The organism is Pseudomonas sp. RW3S2, assembly GCF_014268955.1.
Taxonomy (GTDB): Bacteria; Pseudomonadota; Gammaproteobacteria; order Pseudomonadales; family Pseudomonadaceae; genus Aquipseudomonas; species Aquipseudomonas wayambapalatensis.
The window spans coordinates 144,415-160,172 of record NZ_JABWRM010000006.1; the positions used below are offsets into that span (position 1 = coordinate 144,415).

Here is a 15,758-nt window from a genome sequence, read left to right on the forward strand (position 1 = left end):
TATGACAACTGTGCAAGAAGCCGTGCCGAACCTGATCGCGACCCAAGACGTCACCCCGCGCCCCGCCCCCAAGAAAGTGGAAGCCGGGGTCAAGCTGCGTGGCGCCGATAAGGTCGCGCGCATCCCGGTGAAAATCATCCCCACCGAAGAACTGCCGAAGAAGCCCGACTGGATTCGCGTGCGCATCCCGGTTTCGCCGGAAGTCGATCGCATCAAGCAACTGCTGCGCAAGCACAAGTTGCACAGCGTCTGCGAAGAGGCATCCTGCCCCAACCTGGGCGAGTGCTTCTCCGGTGGCACCGCGACCTTCATGATCATGGGTGACATCTGCACCCGCCGCTGCCCGTTCTGCGACGTTGGTCACGGCCGTCCGAAGCCTCTGGATCTGGACGAGCCGAAGAACCTGGCGGTCGCCATTGCCGACCTGCGCCTGAAGTACGTGGTGATCACCTCGGTAGACCGCGACGACCTGCGTGATGGTGGCGCCCAGCACTTTGCCGATTGCATCCGCGAAATCCGCGCCCTGTCCCCGGGCGTGCAGTTGGAAACCCTGGTGCCGGACTACCGCGGGCGTATGGACGTGGCGCTGGAAATCACCGCGCAAACGCCGCCTGATGTGTTCAACCACAACCTTGAGACCGTGCCGCGTCTGTACAAGGCCGCGCGTCCGGGTTCGGACTACGACTGGTCGCTGGACCTGCTGCAGAAGTTCAAGCAACTGGTGCCGCACGTCCCCACCAAGTCGGGCCTGATGCTCGGCCTGGGCGAGACCGACGAGGAAGTCATCGAAGTGATGCACCGCATGCGCGAGCATGACATCGACATGCTGACCCTCGGCCAGTACCTGCAGCCGTCGCGCAGCCACTTGCCGGTGCAGCGTTTCGTGCACCCCGACACCTTCGCCTGGTTCGCCGAGGAAGGCTACAAGATGGGCTTCAAGAACGTCGCCTCCGGCCCGCTGGTGCGCTCGTCGTACCACGCCGACCAGCAGGCTCACGAAGCCAAGATCAAGCTCTGATCCGGGCTTGCGCTGAACATGCCGATGCGCGCCGAAAGGCGGCATCGGCATTTTTGTTTTCTGGGGCAACGCGCCCTGTGTGCGCCTTCCAATACGCCCGTTAGAGTGGCAAGCCCCTGTATGCAAGGAGTCGCCCGATGAACTGTCTTGAAACCCCAACCTTCCGCCTGCCCAAGGCATTACCCGGTAACGCCTGCTTCGCAATTGTCGCGCCGGCGGGGCCTGCACGGCTGGATGTGGACAAGGCGCGGCAATGGTTCGAACAGCGGGGCTTGCGCTGCCGCGTCTATCCGGGTGCGCTGCAGGCCGACGGCTATCTGGCAGGCAGCGACGAGCAACGCCTGCGTGACTTGCACGACGCCTTCGCTGACCCTCAGATCGACGCGATCCTGTGCATGCGGGGTGGCTATGGCAGCATGCGGCTGCTGGATCGGCTGGATTTCGAGCTGATTCGTCGTCACCCCAAACCCTTGATCGGCTACAGCGACATCACCGCCCTGCACACGGCAATCCAGCGCCATGCCGGGTTGCTCACCTTCCATGGCGGGATGCTCAATGCCGACCTGCTCGGTGCCAAGCTCGAGCCGACCGTCAGTTCGCTATTCCAGCAGTTGCAGGGGCAGGTCGGGCGAGGCGATGCCATCGGGCATCCTGCGGCGTTCGGCCTTACGACCGTGGTCGGTGGTGTTGCCAGCGGACGTTTGGTGGGTGGCAACCTGTCGATGCTCGGAGCGACCCAGGGCACTGTGGCGCAGATCGATACCCACGACAGCATCCTGTTCATCGAGGACGTCAACGAGCCTCTGTACCGCGTGGACCGTCTGCTGACCCAGTTGCGCTTGGCCGGCAATCTGGAGGGAATCAAGGGGGTGCTGGTGGGAGACTTCGCGGGTATCACGGTGGCGGCGCTGGAGCCGTTGCTCAGGGATATCTTCGGGCCACTGCAGGTGCCGGTGCTGGCAGGATGGCGCAGTGGGCACTGCGATCCGAATGTGTGCCTGCCGTTGGGTGCGCAGGTGCGGCTGGACAGTGATGCACAGCAGCTTGTGCTGGAGCAGTCGTTGTTCACAGCCTGAAGCTATAGGGGCTGCACAAGCAGCCCCGATATTCTCTAGCGCCGCAGGCTATCGAGCAGCTTGTGTGTTGGATAGCCATCGGCCGGCCAGCCCTGAGCTTGCTGGGCATTGCGAATGGCCTTGCGGGTGTTGGCGCCGATGATGCCATCGGCGTTACCGGCTTCGTGCCCGCTGGCGTTGAGCAGGTTTTGCAGCTCCATGCGCTCGCTGCGGCTCAGCGGCAGGTCGTCCTTCGGCCACGATCCGGCAATGAAGCCCCAGCCCGAGAAGCGATCGCCCAGCAGGCTGACCGCCAGGGCGTAGGACGAGGAATTGTTGTACTTCAGGATTGCACGGAAGTTGTCCAGTACCAGGAATGCCGGTCCGCGTGCGCCTGCTGGAAGCAATAGCGCTGCCGAGAGCTGGCTGCTGCCGCTGGGCAGTTGGGTGCCGGTTGGCAGTGTCACACCGAGGCTCAACCATTCGCTGACCGACTTGCGTTGAGCGCCGTCTGCCAGCCAGTAATCGAAGCCTGCCGGCACCTGAACCTCGAAGCCCCAAGGTTGGCCACGCTTCCAGCCCGAGCTTTGCAGGTAGTGCGCGGTGGAGGCCAGCGCGTCTGCCGTGCTGTTCCAGATGTCGCGGCGACCATCGCCGTCGAAGTCCACCGCGTGGGTGTTGTAGGTGGTAGGGATGAACTGGGTCTGCCCCATTGCACCGGCCCAGGAGCCGCGCATGGCCTCGGGCTGGATATCGCCGTTCTGCAGGATCTGCAGGGCCGCGATCAACTGGTCCTGGGCGAAGGTCGGGCGGCGGCCCTCATAGGCCAGGGTGGCCAGCGAGCGGATCACCGACTTGTTGCCCTGGAACTGCCCGAAATTGCTCTCCATGCCCCATACGGCAACCAGCACCTGGCGGTCGACGCCATAGCGTTGCTCGATACGACCGAGCAGCTCGGCGTGCTGTTCCAGCAGTTTCTTGCCGTTGCGCACGCGCAGCGGCGACAACGCACCGTCGAGATACTCCCAGACCGGGCGGGAGAATTCAGGCTGGCTGCGGTCGGCCTTGATCACGTCCATGTCGGGTGTGACGCCAAGGAATGCACGGTCGAAGGTATTGGGGCTGATGCCTGCCAGCAGGGCTTGCTGGCGGAAGCCCGCCTGCCATTGGGCGAAGGTCTGCAGCGGCTGGATTTCGCTGCTGGTGTCAGTGGCGGTGCCGGGCAGGGTAACGTTCGGAGCAGGCTGGGCAGGAGCCAGCGGCAGGGCGTCGGCGGCGGTGGGTTTTTCCGCGCAGGCAACGAGCAGGATGAAGCTGGAGGCCGCGATCAGCTGGCGGGGGCGCCAGCGCTGGGAAAGACTGAAGGACATGCACAGATCCAGTTTTGCAGTTCAGGTGCCGACCATATCATGCCTGCGCCTTTTTCAGGCGGCCAGAAAGCAAGAAGCCTCCCAATCTCTCGATTGGAAGGCTTCGCGGCGGTAGCTGCCCTTGCCCTTTTCCGGTCGTTCCTGACGGCAGCGGAACAGGGGTTGGGCGATGATCGACTTGGCCTTGTTGGGGCCGTGTTTTTTCGGCTTCTTGCTCATGGCGGGGTTCCCGGGTTGGATGAACTTGGGGCGGACTTTATGGCCTGGGCGAGCGGGGGGCCAATTGATTGTGTGTATGAGCTGTGACACCCCTGTGGGAGCGCCGAACCGCCGCTCCTACAAGTAGTCCCAATTATTCCGAAGGAAGCGTCAGGCGCTGGCCGGCCATCAACAGCGACAGCCGCGACAACCCGGTCCACGGCGAGCCCTCGGCCTGGCCTTTGATCTGTGCGTCGATACGCTGGGCATCCTGCAGCAGTTGCGCCCAACGTTGCGCTGACAGGCGCTGCAGAGCCTTGCTGACCAGGGGGCGGCGTTTATCCCACACTGGTGGGCGCGACTGGCTGAAGGCCTTGTCCAGCGGCACGCCCTGGCTGAACTGCTGGGCCAGACCCGCCAACAGGCGCAGCTCGCGCGCCAGCGCCCATAGAATGACCGGCGGCTCGACGCCCTCGCCACGCAGCCCTTCGAGCATGCGCAGGGCATGCCCGGCCTCGCCGTTGAGGATGGCATCGACCAGGCCGAACACATCGAAACGAGCGCTGTCGGCGACCGCGGCCTGGACGGTCTCGACGGTGATCTGGTTGCCCTCGGCGAGCAGCTTGAGTTTCTCGATCTCCTGGGCGGCCGCCAGCAGGTTGCCCTCGACCCTTGCGGCGATCAGGTCGATCGCATCGCGCTGCGCCGACAGCCCGGCCTGGGACAGGCGCTGGTTGATCCATTGCGGCAGCTGCTGGGCGTCCACCGGCCAGATCTGAATGAATTGGCAGTGTTCACCCTCGATGAGGGCCTTGCCCCATTTAGTCTTCTGCGCACTGCCGTCAAGCTTGGGCAGGCTGATCAGCAGCAGCGTGTCCTCGGCGGGATTGGCGCAATACTCCATGAGCGCAGCAGCGCCCTTGTCGCCGGGTTTGCCCGACGGCAGGCGCAGCTCCAGCAGACGTCGTTGGGCGAACAGCGAAAGGCTGGCACCGGCCAGCAGCAGGCTACCCCAGTCGAAGTTGGCATCGGCGCTGAACACCTGACGTTCATCGAAGCCCTGTTGGCGCGCGGCGGCGCGAATGGCGTCGGCGGCTTCCTGGCACAGCAGAGGGTCGTCGCCGCTGACCACATAGACCGGGGCCAGTGTGCCTTGCAGGTGCTTGTTGAGTTGGGCGGGAGAAAGCTTCATGGGATGGGCGGGGCACCAGCGGTGCCCCGTTCAGGCTCAATGGGCCGGGACTTCCAGCGGGGATTGCTGGGGCGTGTTGTCCTGGATGCGCTGGGCCTCTTTCAGGGCTTCGGCTTCGGCGCGGGCGCGTTCGTCAGCCTTGCGCTGAAGGTGCGCCAGGTGCTCCGGGGTCAGCTGCTGCAGGCGGCCCATCATGCTCTGGACCAGGTCACGACGCATTTCCTGGCGAACCTGAGTGGCTTCCTGGGTGGAGCCGGTGATGTTGTTGCCGTCGTAGACATAGATCTTGCGTACTTCCAGCTTGTCTGTGAGCAGTACCGCATCGTTCTGCCCCTGAACTTCGTAGTTCAGCACGGTAGTCAGCTCGTATTCAGCAGAGCGGCTGCCGCCGGAGTAGGTCGCCGCGCGCTGGCTGTCCTGCTCGTTGGTCAGTACCAGCTTGTAGGGCGCGCCGGCCTGAACCTTGACGCCACTGTTCTGCAGAGTCTGGCGCAGTTGGGTGACGGTCTCGCCATAGGCATTACGCGCGCTCAGATCCAGTTCCTTGAGGGCGATCTCGTTGGTGCCGGTACCGCGCAGCTGGAAACCGCAGGCGCTGAGCACGACGGCCAGGCCTATTACCAGCAGATTGCGTTTGATCATGTTGTTGCTCCCTTGTGGGCCTGTTCCGCCCGCCCCGTGTCTAAGGGGCGGGCGTTGCCATCAGTTGGCGACGATATTGACCAGCTTGCCCGGTACCACGATGACCTTGCGGATGGTCAGGCCATCGATGAAGCGCAGGACATTGTCGTTGCTGCGGGCGGCGGCTTCGATTTCCTCGCGGCTGGCGGCGGCAGGCATTTCGACCTGGCCACGCAGCTTGCCGTTGACCTGCACTACCAGGGTGATGGTGTCTTGTACCAGCGCGCTTTCGTCGACGGCCGGCCAGCCAGCGTCGATCACCGCCTGGGTGTGGCCCAGTTCCTTCCACAGTGCGTGAGAGAGGTGCGGGGTGATCGGTGCCAGCAGCAGGGTGACGGCCTCCAGGCCTTCCTGCAGCAGGGCACGATCCTGTTCGCTGGCTTGCGGAGCTTTTTCCAGTACGTTCATCAGGGTCATCACCTGGGCGATGGCGGTGTTGAACTTGTGGAACTGACCCACATCGGTGCTGGCTTGCTTGATTGCAGCGTGGATGCCTCGGCGGATGACCTTCTGCGCGTCGTCCAGGGCGGCGATGTCCAGCTTGCCTGGCAGGCCCTGGGCAACATGGCCCTGGGCCAGGCGCCAGACACGGCGCAGGAAGCGGCTCGCGCCTTCGACACCGGAGTCGGACCATTCCAGGCTCATGTCGGGCGGCGAGGCGAACATCATGAACAGACGGCAGGTGTCGGCGCCGTAGGCGTCGATCATGGCTTGTGGGTCGACGCCGTTGTTCTTCGACTTCGACATCTTCTCGGTGCCGCCGATTTCCACCGGCAGGCCGTCGGTCTTCAGGCGTGCGCCGATGATCTTGGCCTTGGCATCACGCTCGACCTCGACATCGGCCGGGTTGAACCAGTCACGACCGCCGTTGCTGGCAACGCGGTAGTAGGTTTCGGCAACGACCATGCCTTGGGTCAGCAGGTTCTTGAACGGCTCGTTCGAGGTGACCAGGCCTTCGTCGCGCATCAGTTTGTGGAAGAAGCGCGCGTACAACAGGTGCAGGATGGCGTGCTCGATACCGCCGATGTACTGATCGACCGGCAGCCAGTGGTTGGCCGCTTTCGGATCGACCAGACCACCCTCGTAGTTGGGCGAGGCGTAGCGGGCGAAGTACCAGGACGATTCGACGAAGGTGTCCATGGTGTCGGTTTCGCGCTTGGCCGCAGTGCCGCATTTCGGGCAGGTGCACTCATAGAACTCGGGCATGCGCGCCAGTGGCGAACCGGCGCCGTCCGGCACCACGTTCTCCGGCAGCACGACCGGCAGTTGGTCTTCCGGCACCGGCACGTCGCCGCAGGACGGGCAATGGATGATCGGGATCGGGCAGCCCCAGTAGCGCTGGCGGCTGATGCCCCAGTCGCGCAGGCGGAACTGGGTGCGCGACTTGCCGAGGTCCTTGCGGATCAGCGCGGCTTCGATGGCGTCGAAGGCGCCGGCGAAGTCCAGGCCGTCGAACTCGCCGGAGTTGATCAGTTGGCCGTGCTCGCCATAGGCGGCCAGCCACTCGCTGCCGACTTCATCGCCCGCGCTGGTGCGCACCACAGCCTTGACCGGCAAGTTGTACTTGTGGGCGAACTCGAAATCGCGCTCGTCATGGGCCGGAACAGCCATTACCGCGCCATCGCCGTAGTGCATCAGCACGTAGTTGGCGACCCAGACCGGCAGTTTCTCGCCGGTGAGCGGATGCTCGACCAGCAGCGAGGTGGCCATGCCTTTCTTCTCTTGCGTGGCCATGTCGGCCTCGGCCACGCTGCCGCTCTTGCATTCGTCGATGAATGCTTGCAGCGCCGGGTTGCCCTGGGCGGCCTGGGTGGCCAGCGGGTGCTCGGCGGCGACGGCGACGTAGGTGGCGCCCATCAGGGTGTCGGGGCGCGTGGTGAAGACCTTCAGCGTGCCCTCGTGACCGATGCTCGGCTGGTCGTAGGGGAACTGCACTTCCATGCCGCGCGACTTGCCGATCCAGTTGCGCTGCATGGTCTTGACCTGCTCGGGCCAGCCCGGCAGCTCGTCGAGGCTTTCCAGCAGCTCGTCGGCGTAGTCGGTGATGCGGAAGTAGTACATCGGGATTTCGCGCTTCTCGATCAGCGCGCCCGAACGCCAGCCGCGGCCGTCGATGACCTGCTCGTTGGCCAGCACGGTCTGGTCGGCCGGGTCCCAGTTCACGGTCCCGTTCTTGCGGTAGATCACGCCTTTTTCGAACAGGCGGGTGAACAGCCACTGCTCCCACCGGTAGTAGTCCGGCTTGCAGGTGGTGACTTCACGCGACCAGTCGAAGGCCAGGCCCAGGCTCTTGAGCTGGGTCTTCATGTAGTCGATGTTCTCGTAGGTCCACTTGGCCGGGGCGACGTTGTTCTTCATCGCCGCGTTTTCCGCCGGCATGCCGAAGGCATCCCAACCCATCGGCTGCAGGACATTCTTGCCCAGCATGCGCTGGTAGCGGGCAATGACGTCGCCGATGGTGTAGTTGCGCACGTGGCCCATGTGTAGCTTGCCGCTCGGGTACGGGAACATCGATAGGCAATAGTACGTATCCTTGCCTTGCTGTTCGGTGACAGCGAACGATTGTTGCTCGTCCCAGAACTTCTGGGCGGCGGCTTCTAAATCACGGGGCTGGTATTGTTCGTGCATGGCTACTTTTGCTGAAAGTGAAAGAGACCTTGTTTCCAGGCAGCGCAACCTCGCTGCGTCCGGCACTCCGGTGTCGATGAGAGTGAACGGCCTAGCATACATGAGCGTCGCGCGTCGTGGGAAACCCAGAATGCGATTGGCGCCGTGCGGGCCGTTTGTCGCGGCAGGCGGCTGCTTTTTTCAGTGCCGCTAAGCTCATCTGTGGGGGGGATATTCTTACCTTCAATGAGGTGAACGGATGGGAGAGTCGCAGCTAACCGCAATCAAACCGGAGCTATACGAACGCCTGATCGACCGACTGGGCCTGGCACTCGAAGTGGCCAGGACCTCGGTGCGACTGCGCGACGAAATGCCAGCAGAATTGGAGCTGCGCGGCCTGAGCCCCGCGGAGTTCCAGGTGATCAAGGCTTATCTGGACACGCTTCCTGAGAGCCGTTTCGCCAGTGCCGGCGCCTACCCTCAGCCGGAGTCCGGCAAGGGCAAGATCGTCTGGCTCAAGGACCGGCAGCGCCCCGCTGCAATGGACAGATCCAGAACGCAACCTTCCCGATAGCCGTTCAGGACACCAGGCCCGCGTCGTTTCGTGACGCTTCTTCGATTAACCACTCTGATCGACGCCGGTCGCGCACTTGTTGCCCGGCGTCGATCCTCTTAGGCTGCACCTCTTCCATGGAGGTGTGCGCATGCCGATTCGTTTTTTCATCAAGCAGTGGCTTATGCCGCCGGGCTTGCTGTTCCTGTTGCTTTTGGCGGCCTGGTGGCTGCGCAAGCGCTGCCCGCGCCTGGCCGGGTTGTGCTTTGTCATCGGGCTGGGTGGCTTGTGGCTGATGAGCCTGCCGCTGGTGGTGCAGGAGTCGGCACGGGCATTGGAAACCGAGGCGGCCCTGGGGCTGGATGAGTGGGCCGGTTTGGCCGCGCGTGCCGATGCCATCGTGATTCTCGGTGCAGGCCGGGAGCGCGGCGATCCGGCCTGGGGTGGGCAGGACCAGCCCACAGGCACGGCGCTGGAGCGCATGCGCTATGCGGCACAGTTGTCCAAGGCTTCGGGCTTGCCGGTGCTGACCACGGGTGGCCTGCACTACGGCACGCCGCCGAGCGAGGCACAATTGATGGCCGATCGGCTCAAGGCTGACTTCGGGGTGGAGGTAACCTGGAAGGAAGAGGCCAGCCGCACGACTTGGGAAAACGCCCGTTTCAGCGCCGATGTTCTGCAGCCGTTGGGGTTGCGCCGTGTGGTGGTGGTGACCCAGGCCTGGCACATGCAGCGCTCACGCTGGAGCTTCGAGCAGGTGGGCTTCGAGGTGGTGCCGGCGCCAGTGGGGTTTCTGGGGGGCGATCATGCGCGACCGTTTGCCGGCTTGCTGCCGGAAAGCCGGGCGATCTGGCAGAGCGGGCAGTTGCTCAACGAGGCGGTGGGGCTGCTGGGATATCGACTGTTCTATTGATGTGGCGAACGCTGTGCCGGCCTCTTCCAGGGCAAGCCCGCCCCCGCAGGCACTGAGTCCTGAAGACCCTGCAGGAGCGGGCTTGCCCGCGAAAAAGCCCCTCTACAGGGCCCTGGCGATCCGCCCCGCCAGCAGCGCCCAGCCCATCAGCAGCACGCAGACGATCGCCAATGGCCACGAGCGCCATTGCAGGTAGGGCGTGAGCTGCTGCATCGGCACCACATCACCATACAGAATCTCCTTCTGGAACTGCGGAATCTGGGTGGTAATCCTGCCGAACGGGTCGATCAGGGCCGTTACGCCATTGTTGGTGGCGCGGATCATCCAGCGCCCCGCCTCGAGCGCGCGCATCTGTGCCATCTGCAGGTGCTGCAACGGGCCGATCGAGGTGCCGAACCAGGTGTCGTTGCTGATGGTCAGCAGCAGATCGCTCTGCGCTGCCAGTCCTGCGGCGAATTCCGGGTAGACCACTTCGTAGCAGATGTACGGCGCTATCTGATAGCCCTTGGCCTGTAGCAGCGGCTGGTCTTCAGGCCCGCGGGCGAAGTCCGACATCGGCAGGTTGAAGAACTCGATCAGCCCGCGCAGCACGTCCTGCAGCGGAACGTATTCGCCAAATGGCACCAGCTTCTGCTTGAGGTAGGTGCCGTCGCCTTCGCCGGTCACGGTGATGCCGTTGTAGTAGCGGCGCTGGTGGTGCACCACTTCGCGGATCGGCACCCCGGTGATCAGCGCCGAATGACGGTCAGAAGCAAAGCTGCCCATCATGTCGATGTAGCCCTGGGCCTGGTCCTTGAGCACCGGTACCGCGGTCTCGGGCCAGACCAGCAGGTCGACCGGCTTGGAGCTCAGGCTCATGTCGCGGTACAGCGCCAGTTGCGCGTTGACGTGGGCCGGATCCCATTTCAGATCCTGCTCGACGTTGCCCTGCACCGCGGCCACTTTCAGTGGCTCGCCGGCCGGTTGGGTCCAGGCGTGGTCCTTGAGGCTCAGGCCGATGCCCCAGGGGGCGACCAGCAGCAGTGCGCCCACGGCGAGGAAGGCCGGGCGTGCCCGCAAACGGTGCAGGTTGCACAGCAGTGCGGCAGACAGCGCCAGGGCGAAGGAAATCAGCCAGACACCCCCCAGCGGCGCAAGCCCCGCCAGCGGACCGTCGAGCTGGCTGTAGCCGGCATAGAGCCAGGGGAAACCGGTCAGGAACCAGCCGCGGAAGGCCTCCTGCAACAGCCACAGGGCAGCGAAGCACAGGGCATCGGCCAGCGGCGCCTCGTTACGCCGCAGCCAGCGTGCCCAAAGCCAGGCGGGCAGGGCGAAGAACCAGGCGATGGCGGCGAAGAAGGCCACCAGCAGCAGGGTCGCCAGCAAGGGCGAAGCCCCGCCGTAGGTGTTGATGCTGACGTAGATCCAGCTGGTGCCGGCGCCATACAGGCCGAACCCATAGCACCAGCCGCGACCCAATGCCTGACGCGGGCTGAGCTCGCGCAGGCCGAGGTAGAACAGCATGATCGCCAGCAGGGCGATCGGCCAGATGTCGAAGGGCGCCAGGGCCAGGGAGGTGGAGGCGCCGGCCACCATGGCCAGCAGGTTACCGGGCCAGCCGGGGCGGGTGATCCAGCGCATGTTCGTCCTTAGCGAGTGATCGGGGTCAGGCGCAGCAGGTGTATCCGGCGGCTGTCGGCATTGAGAATGCGGAAGCGATAGGCGCCGATTTCGGTGGTCTCGTTGCGCTTGGGCAGGTGGCCAAAGGCGCTCATGACCAGGCCGCCGACAGTGTCGAACTCATCGTCGGAGAACTCGCTGTCGAAGAACTCGTTGAAGTTCTCGATCGGTGTCAGCGCTTTTACCAGGAAGTCGCCGCTGGGCAGTGGCTTGATATAGCTGTCTTCCTCGACGTCGTGCTCGTCTTCGATGTCGCCGACGATCTGCTCGAGCACGTCCTCGATGGTCACCAGGCCCGCGACGCCGCCGTATTCGTCGATGACGACGGCCATGTGATTGTGGTTGGCGCGGAACTCGCGCAACAGCACATTCAGGCGCTTGGACTCTGGCACGAAGGTGGCCGGGCGCAGCAAGTCCTTGATGTTGAAGCTGTCGCCGTTCTCCTTGAGGATCAGCGGCAGCAGGTCCTTGGCCAGCAGGATCCCGAGCACATCGTCATGGCTTTCACCGATCACCGGGTAGCGCGAGTGCGCGGCGTCGATCACCGCCGGCAGGAATTCGCGTGGCGACTGGCTGGCCTTGATGCTGATCATCTGCGAGCGCGGGACCATGATGTCGCGCACCTGCAGGTCAGCGACCTGGATGGCACCTTCGACGATGGTCAAAGCTTCGCTGTCGAGCAGCTTGTTCTGATGGGCTTCGCGCAGCAGCTCGAGGAGCTCCTGGCGGTTTTTCGGCTCATGGGCAAAAGCCTGGGTCAGTTTACCCAGCCAGGACTTCTGCCCGTTGCTCGATCGATCTTCGCTCATGGCGGTTTACTCGTGTTCCTTTGCAGTGATCAAGGGTTGATTGAATCGGTGTCGTCATCGGCGTACGGGTCGGGGTGACCCAGTTCGGCCAGCAATTCGCGTTCCAGGGCTTCCATTTCCTCGGCCTCATCGTCGTCGATGTGGTCGTAGCCCAGCAGGTGCAGGCAGCCGTGAATGACCAGGTGCGCCCAGTGTGCTTCCAGCGCCTTGCCTTGTTCGTTGGCTTCGCGCTCGACCACCGGCACGCAGATGACCAGGTCGCCCAGCAGCGGAATATCCAGCAGATCGTCGGGCACGTCAGCAGGGAAGGACAACACGTTGGTCGCGTAGTCCTTGTGCCGGTAGGTGTTGTTCAGCTCGCGGCCCTCGGCCTCGTCGACCAGGCGGATGGTCATTTCCGAGTCGGCGCTGCGCTGGCGCAATGCCAGTTCGCACCAGCGGCGGAATGCCGCGTCGTCCGGGGCGGGACTGTCGGTGGCCCGTTGCAGATCGAGTTCAAGCATCTTTGGCGGGCGCCTCGGGCTTGGCCTGACGGGCTTCGAAGCGATCGTAGGCTTCGACGATGCGCTGCACCAGCGGATGGCGTACCACGTCCTTGGGCTGGAAGTGGGTGAAGCTGATGCCCGGGACGTCCCTGAGTACTTCGATCACGTGGGCCAGGCCCGACTTGGTGCCGCGAGGCAGGTCGACCTGGGTGATGTCGCCGGTGATCACCGCGGTCGAGCCGAAGCCGATGCGGGTGAGGAACATCTTCATCTGCTCGAGGGTAGTGTTCTGGCTTTCATCGAGAATGATGAAGCTGTTGTTCAGCGTGCGGCCGCGCATGTAGGCCAGCGGGGCGATCTCGATTACCTGGCGCTCGATCAGCTTGGCCACGTGCTCGAAACCGAGCATCTCGTAGAGTGCGTCGTACAGCGGGCGCAGGTAGGGGTCGATCTTCTGGGCCAGGTCACCGGGCAGGAAGCCGAGCTTCTCGCCAGCTTCGACCGCCGGGCGCACCAGCAGGATGCGGCGCACCTGTTCGCGCTCCAGCGCATCGACGGCACAGGCCACGGCCAGGTACGTCTTGCCGGTGCCGGCCGGGCCGATGCCGAAGTTGATGTCGTTGGCCAGGATTTCCTTGACGTAGCGCTGCTGGTTGACCCCGCGCGGGCGGATGTTGCCCTTGCGCGTGCGCAGCGAGACGCTGACTTCGTTGACGGCGGGGTTGTCGATGTTCTCGACCGCCGACTCCTGGAGATAGAGGTGGACCGTTTCCGGCGACAGGTCGGTGGCCTTGGTCTCGCGGTAGAGACGGCGCAGCAGCTGTTCGGCAGCGGAGGTGGTCTTGGGTTCGCCGATCAGTTCGAACTGATTGCCGCGGTTGCGGATCTCGATGGCCAGGCGTTGTTCGATCAGGCGCAGGTGCTCGTCGAACTGGCCACACAAGTTGGCGAAACGGTGGGCCTCGAAAGGTTCGAGGGTGAAGCGATGGGGTTGTATGGGTGCGTTCAAGGTCGGTTCAAGGCGCTCGACGAAAGATATGAACTCAAGAATAACCCTTGAGCGACAGTGGCGAAAGATCTGAAACGATCAAGGGCAAGGCTGACAGTCTGCCAGCAAAATTTGACGGTTGGGTGATCGGATCAGGGCAGCGGCGAGAACGGCGTGCGCCCTTCGGCGCTTTGCAGCTCCAGCAGGTACTTGCGGAAGATCTGTCCGAGCACTTGCGTGGCATGCTCGAGTTCGTCGCGGGGCATCTGCTCGGTGACTTCGTCGGCCATGTCCAGGGCGTCTTCGGCGCCGTTGACCGCAGCGATCTTCAGCAGGATGTAGGCCTGGACGTTGTTGGCCTTGACCCCTTCGCCGTGGAAGAACATGCCGCCCAGACGGTACTGGGCCTGGGCGTGGCCCTGCAGCGAGGCTTTTTCAAACCAGTTCAGTGCCTTGTTCAGGTCCTTGGGGGCCTGGTTGCCGGTGTAGTAGAACTCGCCCAGTTCGTACTGCGCCTGGGCATCGCCGGATTCCGCAATTTGCGCGCAGGCTTTCAGTGCGTTCTCCAGGTCTTGCGGCTGGGCGTTGAGAGTGCAGCGGCCCGTCGCTGGAATCAGCAACGAGTTACCGCCCTCCGCCAGGGCCAGCAGGGGCTGAAGAAGCAACAGGCAGCCCAGGATGAGGGCGCGGCCGGTGCGGTTCATGGGGATCGACTTACCTCTGCAAAGCTGCGGCCAATGTCTCTGGTGGCACATTATGGGATAAGCAGCGCCAACCTTACAAAGTTTTACTCGAAATTCTGCATCGAGGGGTATTTGTGCGACTTGTGATGGGGCTCACGTTTTGCTCTGAAGCAGCCTCATCGGGGTACAACCCTGCCCGCACAGACGGTAGCAGTGGGGGTGGGCTTGTCCCGCGATGAGGCCATCAGCTGGTCACTTCAGCTTGGCAAATGCCTGCTCGGCCGCATCCAGGGTGATCTTCAGCTCTTTCTCGCCATGGGCGATGGAGGTGAAGCCCGCTTCGAACGCACTCGGTGCCAGGTACACACCGCCCTCGAGCATCAGGTGGAAGAAACGCTTGAAGCGCTCCGCGTCGCTGGCCATCACATCGTCGAAGGTGACGATGTCGTCGGCGCCGGTGAAATACAAGCCGAACATCGCGCCCGCCTGGGTGGTGACGAACGGTACGCCGGCTGCATCGGCGCGCTGCTGCAGGCCGTCGAGCATACGGCTGGTGAAGGCGCTCAGTTCGTCGTGGAAGCCCGGGCGGCTGATCAGCTTGAGGGTGGTCAGGCCGGCGGCCATGGCCAGCGGGTTGCCCGACAGGGTGCCGGCCTGGTAGACCGGGCCGAGCGGGGCGATGCAGCCCATGATCTCGCGCTTGCCGCCGAAGCAGCCGACCGGCATGCCGCCGCCGACGATCTTGCCGAAGGTCGACAGGTCCGGGGTGATGCCGTAGTAGCCCTGGGCGCCGCCCAGCGATACGCGGAAACCGGTCATCACTTCATCGAAGATCAGCACCACACCGTGCTTGTCGCACAGTCTGCGCAGGCCTTCGAGGAAGCCGGGCGCCGGCGGTACGCAGTTCATGTTGCCGGCCACCGGCTCGACGATGATGCAGGCCACTGTCTGACCAACATCGGCGAGGGTCTTCTCGACGGCTGCGATGTCGTTGAACGGCAGGGTCAGGGTGTGCTTGGCGAAGTCGGCCGGCACGCCCGCCGAGCTCGGTACGCCCTGGGTGAGCAGACCGGAACCGGCCTTGACCAGCAGGCTGTCGGAGTGGCCGTGGTAGCAGCCTTCGAACTTGATGATCGCGTCGCGACCCGTGTAGCCACGGGCCAGGCGAATGGCGCTCATGGTGGCTTCGGTGCCCGAGCTGACCATGCGCACCATCTCCATCGACGGCACGATCGAGCAGACCAGGTCGGCCATCTCGGTTTCCATGGCGGTCGGTGCGCCGTACGACAGGCCGTGCTCCAGTTGGCGGCGCACCGCGTCCAGCACGTCCGGATGGCCGTGGCCGAGGATCATCGGCCCCCAGGAGCCGACATAGTCGACGTAGCGCTTGTCGTCTTCATCGACCACATAGGCGCCTTCGGCATGCTTGAAGAACAGCGGTGTGCCGCCGACGCTCTTGAAGGCGCGCACGGGCGAGTTGACGCCGCCGGGGATGTGCTTCTGGGCTTGGGCGAACAGGGTTTCGGAACGGGACATGGGATCTTCTC

The 15,758-nt window shown here is 64.0% G+C and carries 15 protein-coding genes; 4 read left to right on the forward strand and 11 right to left on the reverse strand.

What is annotated here, in order from left to right:
- The first annotated feature begins 1 nt into the window (after position 1).
- Both lipA and HU748_RS10880 read left to right on the forward strand, forming a co-directional pair.
- Positions 2–1,018: a lipoyl synthase gene (gene lipA, locus HU748_RS10875; RefSeq protein ID WP_238343328.1), complete on the forward strand. Its 1,017-nt coding sequence runs from the start codon at positions 2–4 to the stop codon at positions 1,016–1,018.
- A gap of 137 nt (positions 1,019–1,155) precedes the next feature.
- On the forward strand, positions 1,156–2,094 hold the full coding sequence (locus tag HU748_RS10880) for an LD-carboxypeptidase (RefSeq protein ID WP_186720326.1): 939 nt from the start codon (positions 1,156–1,158) through the stop codon (positions 2,092–2,094).
- Positions 2,095–2,129: 35 nt separating this feature from the next.
- On the opposite strand, the gene HU748_RS10885 is transcribed toward HU748_RS10880, so the two are convergent.
- From HU748_RS10885 to leuS, 5 genes are all read right to left on the reverse strand, one after another.
- Positions 2,130–3,443 carry a lytic murein transglycosylase gene (locus HU748_RS10885; protein WP_186669264.1) on the reverse strand — a complete coding sequence of 438 codons (1,314 nt, stop codon included), beginning with the start codon at positions 3,441–3,443 and terminating at the stop codon, positions 2,130–2,132.
- Positions 3,444–3,497: 54 nt separating this feature from the next.
- Positions 3,498–3,662, reverse strand: a complete 165-nt coding sequence (gene arfA, locus HU748_RS10890) for an alternative ribosome rescue factor ArfA (protein WP_039580593.1) — start codon at positions 3,660–3,662, stop codon at positions 3,498–3,500.
- A 133-nt stretch (positions 3,663–3,795) separates the two neighbouring features.
- Complete coding sequence (gene holA / locus HU748_RS10895; protein ID WP_186669265.1) at positions 3,796–4,833, reverse strand: DNA polymerase III subunit delta; 1,038 nt, start codon at positions 4,831–4,833, stop codon at positions 3,796–3,798.
- A gap of 36 nt (positions 4,834–4,869) precedes the next feature.
- On the reverse strand, positions 4,870–5,475 hold the full coding sequence (gene lptE / locus HU748_RS10900; RefSeq protein ID WP_186669266.1) for an LPS assembly lipoprotein LptE: 606 nt from the start codon (positions 5,473–5,475) through the stop codon (positions 4,870–4,872).
- A 60-nt stretch (positions 5,476–5,535) separates the two neighbouring features.
- Positions 5,536–8,142 (reverse strand): leucine--tRNA ligase, encoded by a 2,607-nt coding sequence (leuS, locus tag HU748_RS10905; RefSeq protein WP_186720328.1) that lies wholly within the window; start codon positions 8,140–8,142, stop codon positions 5,536–5,538.
- A 238-nt stretch (positions 8,143–8,380) separates the two neighbouring features.
- On the opposite strand from leuS, the gene HU748_RS10910 reads away from it, so the two are divergent.
- Together HU748_RS10910 and HU748_RS10915 are read left to right on the forward strand one after the other, a co-directional pair.
- A complete protein-coding gene (locus HU748_RS10910) occupies positions 8,381–8,695 on the forward strand; it encodes a hypothetical protein (RefSeq protein WP_054892821.1) in 315 nt (104 codons plus the stop codon).
- Positions 8,696–8,825: 130 nt separating this feature from the next.
- Positions 8,826–9,587 (forward strand): YdcF family protein, encoded by a 762-nt coding sequence (locus tag HU748_RS10915; protein ID WP_186720330.1) that lies wholly within the window; start codon positions 8,826–8,828, stop codon positions 9,585–9,587.
- A 102-nt stretch (positions 9,588–9,689) separates the two neighbouring features.
- Here HU748_RS10915 and lnt read toward each other — a convergent pair whose 3' ends face one another.
- The 6 genes from lnt to hemL all read right to left on the reverse strand — a co-directional run bounded on the left by lnt (position 9,690) and on the right by hemL (position 15,747).
- The gene (lnt, locus tag HU748_RS10920; RefSeq protein ID WP_186720331.1) at positions 9,690–11,207 is read right to left on the reverse strand and encodes an apolipoprotein N-acyltransferase; all 1,518 of its coding nucleotides are present in this window, start codon (positions 11,205–11,207) and stop codon (positions 9,690–9,692) included.
- 8 nt (positions 11,208–11,215) lie between these two features.
- Positions 11,216–12,055 carry an HlyC/CorC family transporter gene (locus HU748_RS10925; protein ID WP_186669271.1) on the reverse strand — a complete coding sequence of 280 codons (840 nt, stop codon included), beginning with the start codon at positions 12,053–12,055 and terminating at the stop codon, positions 11,216–11,218.
- Positions 12,056–12,084: 29 nt separating this feature from the next.
- Positions 12,085–12,558 carry an rRNA maturation RNase YbeY gene (gene ybeY, locus HU748_RS10930; protein ID WP_186669273.1) on the reverse strand — a complete coding sequence of 158 codons (474 nt, stop codon included), beginning with the start codon at positions 12,556–12,558 and terminating at the stop codon, positions 12,085–12,087.
- Positions 12,551–13,549: a PhoH family protein gene (locus HU748_RS10935; RefSeq protein WP_112897246.1), complete on the reverse strand. Its 999-nt coding sequence runs from the start codon at positions 13,547–13,549 to the stop codon at positions 12,551–12,553. The genes ybeY and HU748_RS10935 overlap by 8 nt, the downstream gene beginning before the upstream one ends.
- 131 nt (positions 13,550–13,680) lie before the next feature.
- Positions 13,681–14,232: a tetratricopeptide repeat protein gene (locus HU748_RS10940; protein ID WP_186669275.1), complete on the reverse strand. Its 552-nt coding sequence runs from the start codon at positions 14,230–14,232 to the stop codon at positions 13,681–13,683.
- 231 nt (positions 14,233–14,463) lie between these two features.
- The gene (hemL, locus tag HU748_RS10945; RefSeq protein ID WP_186720333.1) at positions 14,464–15,747 is read right to left on the reverse strand and encodes a glutamate-1-semialdehyde 2,1-aminomutase; all 1,284 of its coding nucleotides are present in this window, start codon (positions 15,745–15,747) and stop codon (positions 14,464–14,466) included.
- Between the last annotated feature and the right edge of the window lie 11 nt (positions 15,748–15,758).

Bases quoted from the DNA above. Each gene is read 5' to 3' on its own strand.
- lnt (WP_186720331.1), bottom strand. From the start codon at position 11,207: ATGCGCTGGATCACCCGCCCCGGCTGGCCCGGTAACCTGCTGGCCATG.
- HU748_RS10915 (WP_186720330.1), top strand. From the start codon at position 8,826: ATGCCGATTCGTTTTTTCATCAAGCAGTGGCTTATGCCGCCGGGCTTG.
- HU748_RS10880 (WP_186720326.1), top strand. From the start codon at position 1,156: ATGAACTGTCTTGAAACCCCAACCTTCCGCCTGCCCAAGGCATTACCC.
- arfA (WP_039580593.1), bottom strand. From the start codon at position 3,662: ATGAGCAAGAAGCCGAAAAAACACGGCCCCAACAAGGCCAAGTCGATC.
- HU748_RS10940 (WP_186669275.1), bottom strand. From the start codon at position 14,232: ATGAACCGCACCGGCCGCGCCCTCATCCTGGGCTGCCTGTTGCTTCTT.
- HU748_RS10885 (WP_186669264.1), bottom strand. From the start codon at position 3,443: ATGTCCTTCAGTCTTTCCCAGCGCTGGCGCCCCCGCCAGCTGATCGCG.
- leuS (WP_186720328.1), bottom strand. From the start codon at position 8,142: ATGCACGAACAATACCAGCCCCGTGATTTAGAAGCCGCCGCCCAGAAG.
- HU748_RS10925 (WP_186669271.1), bottom strand. From the start codon at position 12,055: ATGAGCGAAGATCGATCGAGCAACGGGCAGAAGTCCTGGCTGGGTAAA.
- holA (WP_186669265.1), bottom strand. From the start codon at position 4,833: ATGAAGCTTTCTCCCGCCCAACTCAACAAGCACCTGCAAGGCACACTG.
- hemL (WP_186720333.1), bottom strand. From the start codon at position 15,747: ATGTCCCGTTCCGAAACCCTGTTCGCCCAAGCCCAGAAGCACATCCCC.
- HU748_RS10910 (WP_054892821.1), top strand. From the start codon at position 8,381: ATGGGAGAGTCGCAGCTAACCGCAATCAAACCGGAGCTATACGAACGC.
- lipA (WP_238343328.1), top strand. From the start codon at position 2: ATGACAACTGTGCAAGAAGCCGTGCCGAACCTGATCGCGACCCAAGAC.
- lptE (WP_186669266.1), bottom strand. From the start codon at position 5,475: ATGATCAAACGCAATCTGCTGGTAATAGGCCTGGCCGTCGTGCTCAGC.
- ybeY (WP_186669273.1), bottom strand. From the start codon at position 12,558: ATGCTTGAACTCGATCTGCAACGGGCCACCGACAGTCCCGCCCCGGAC.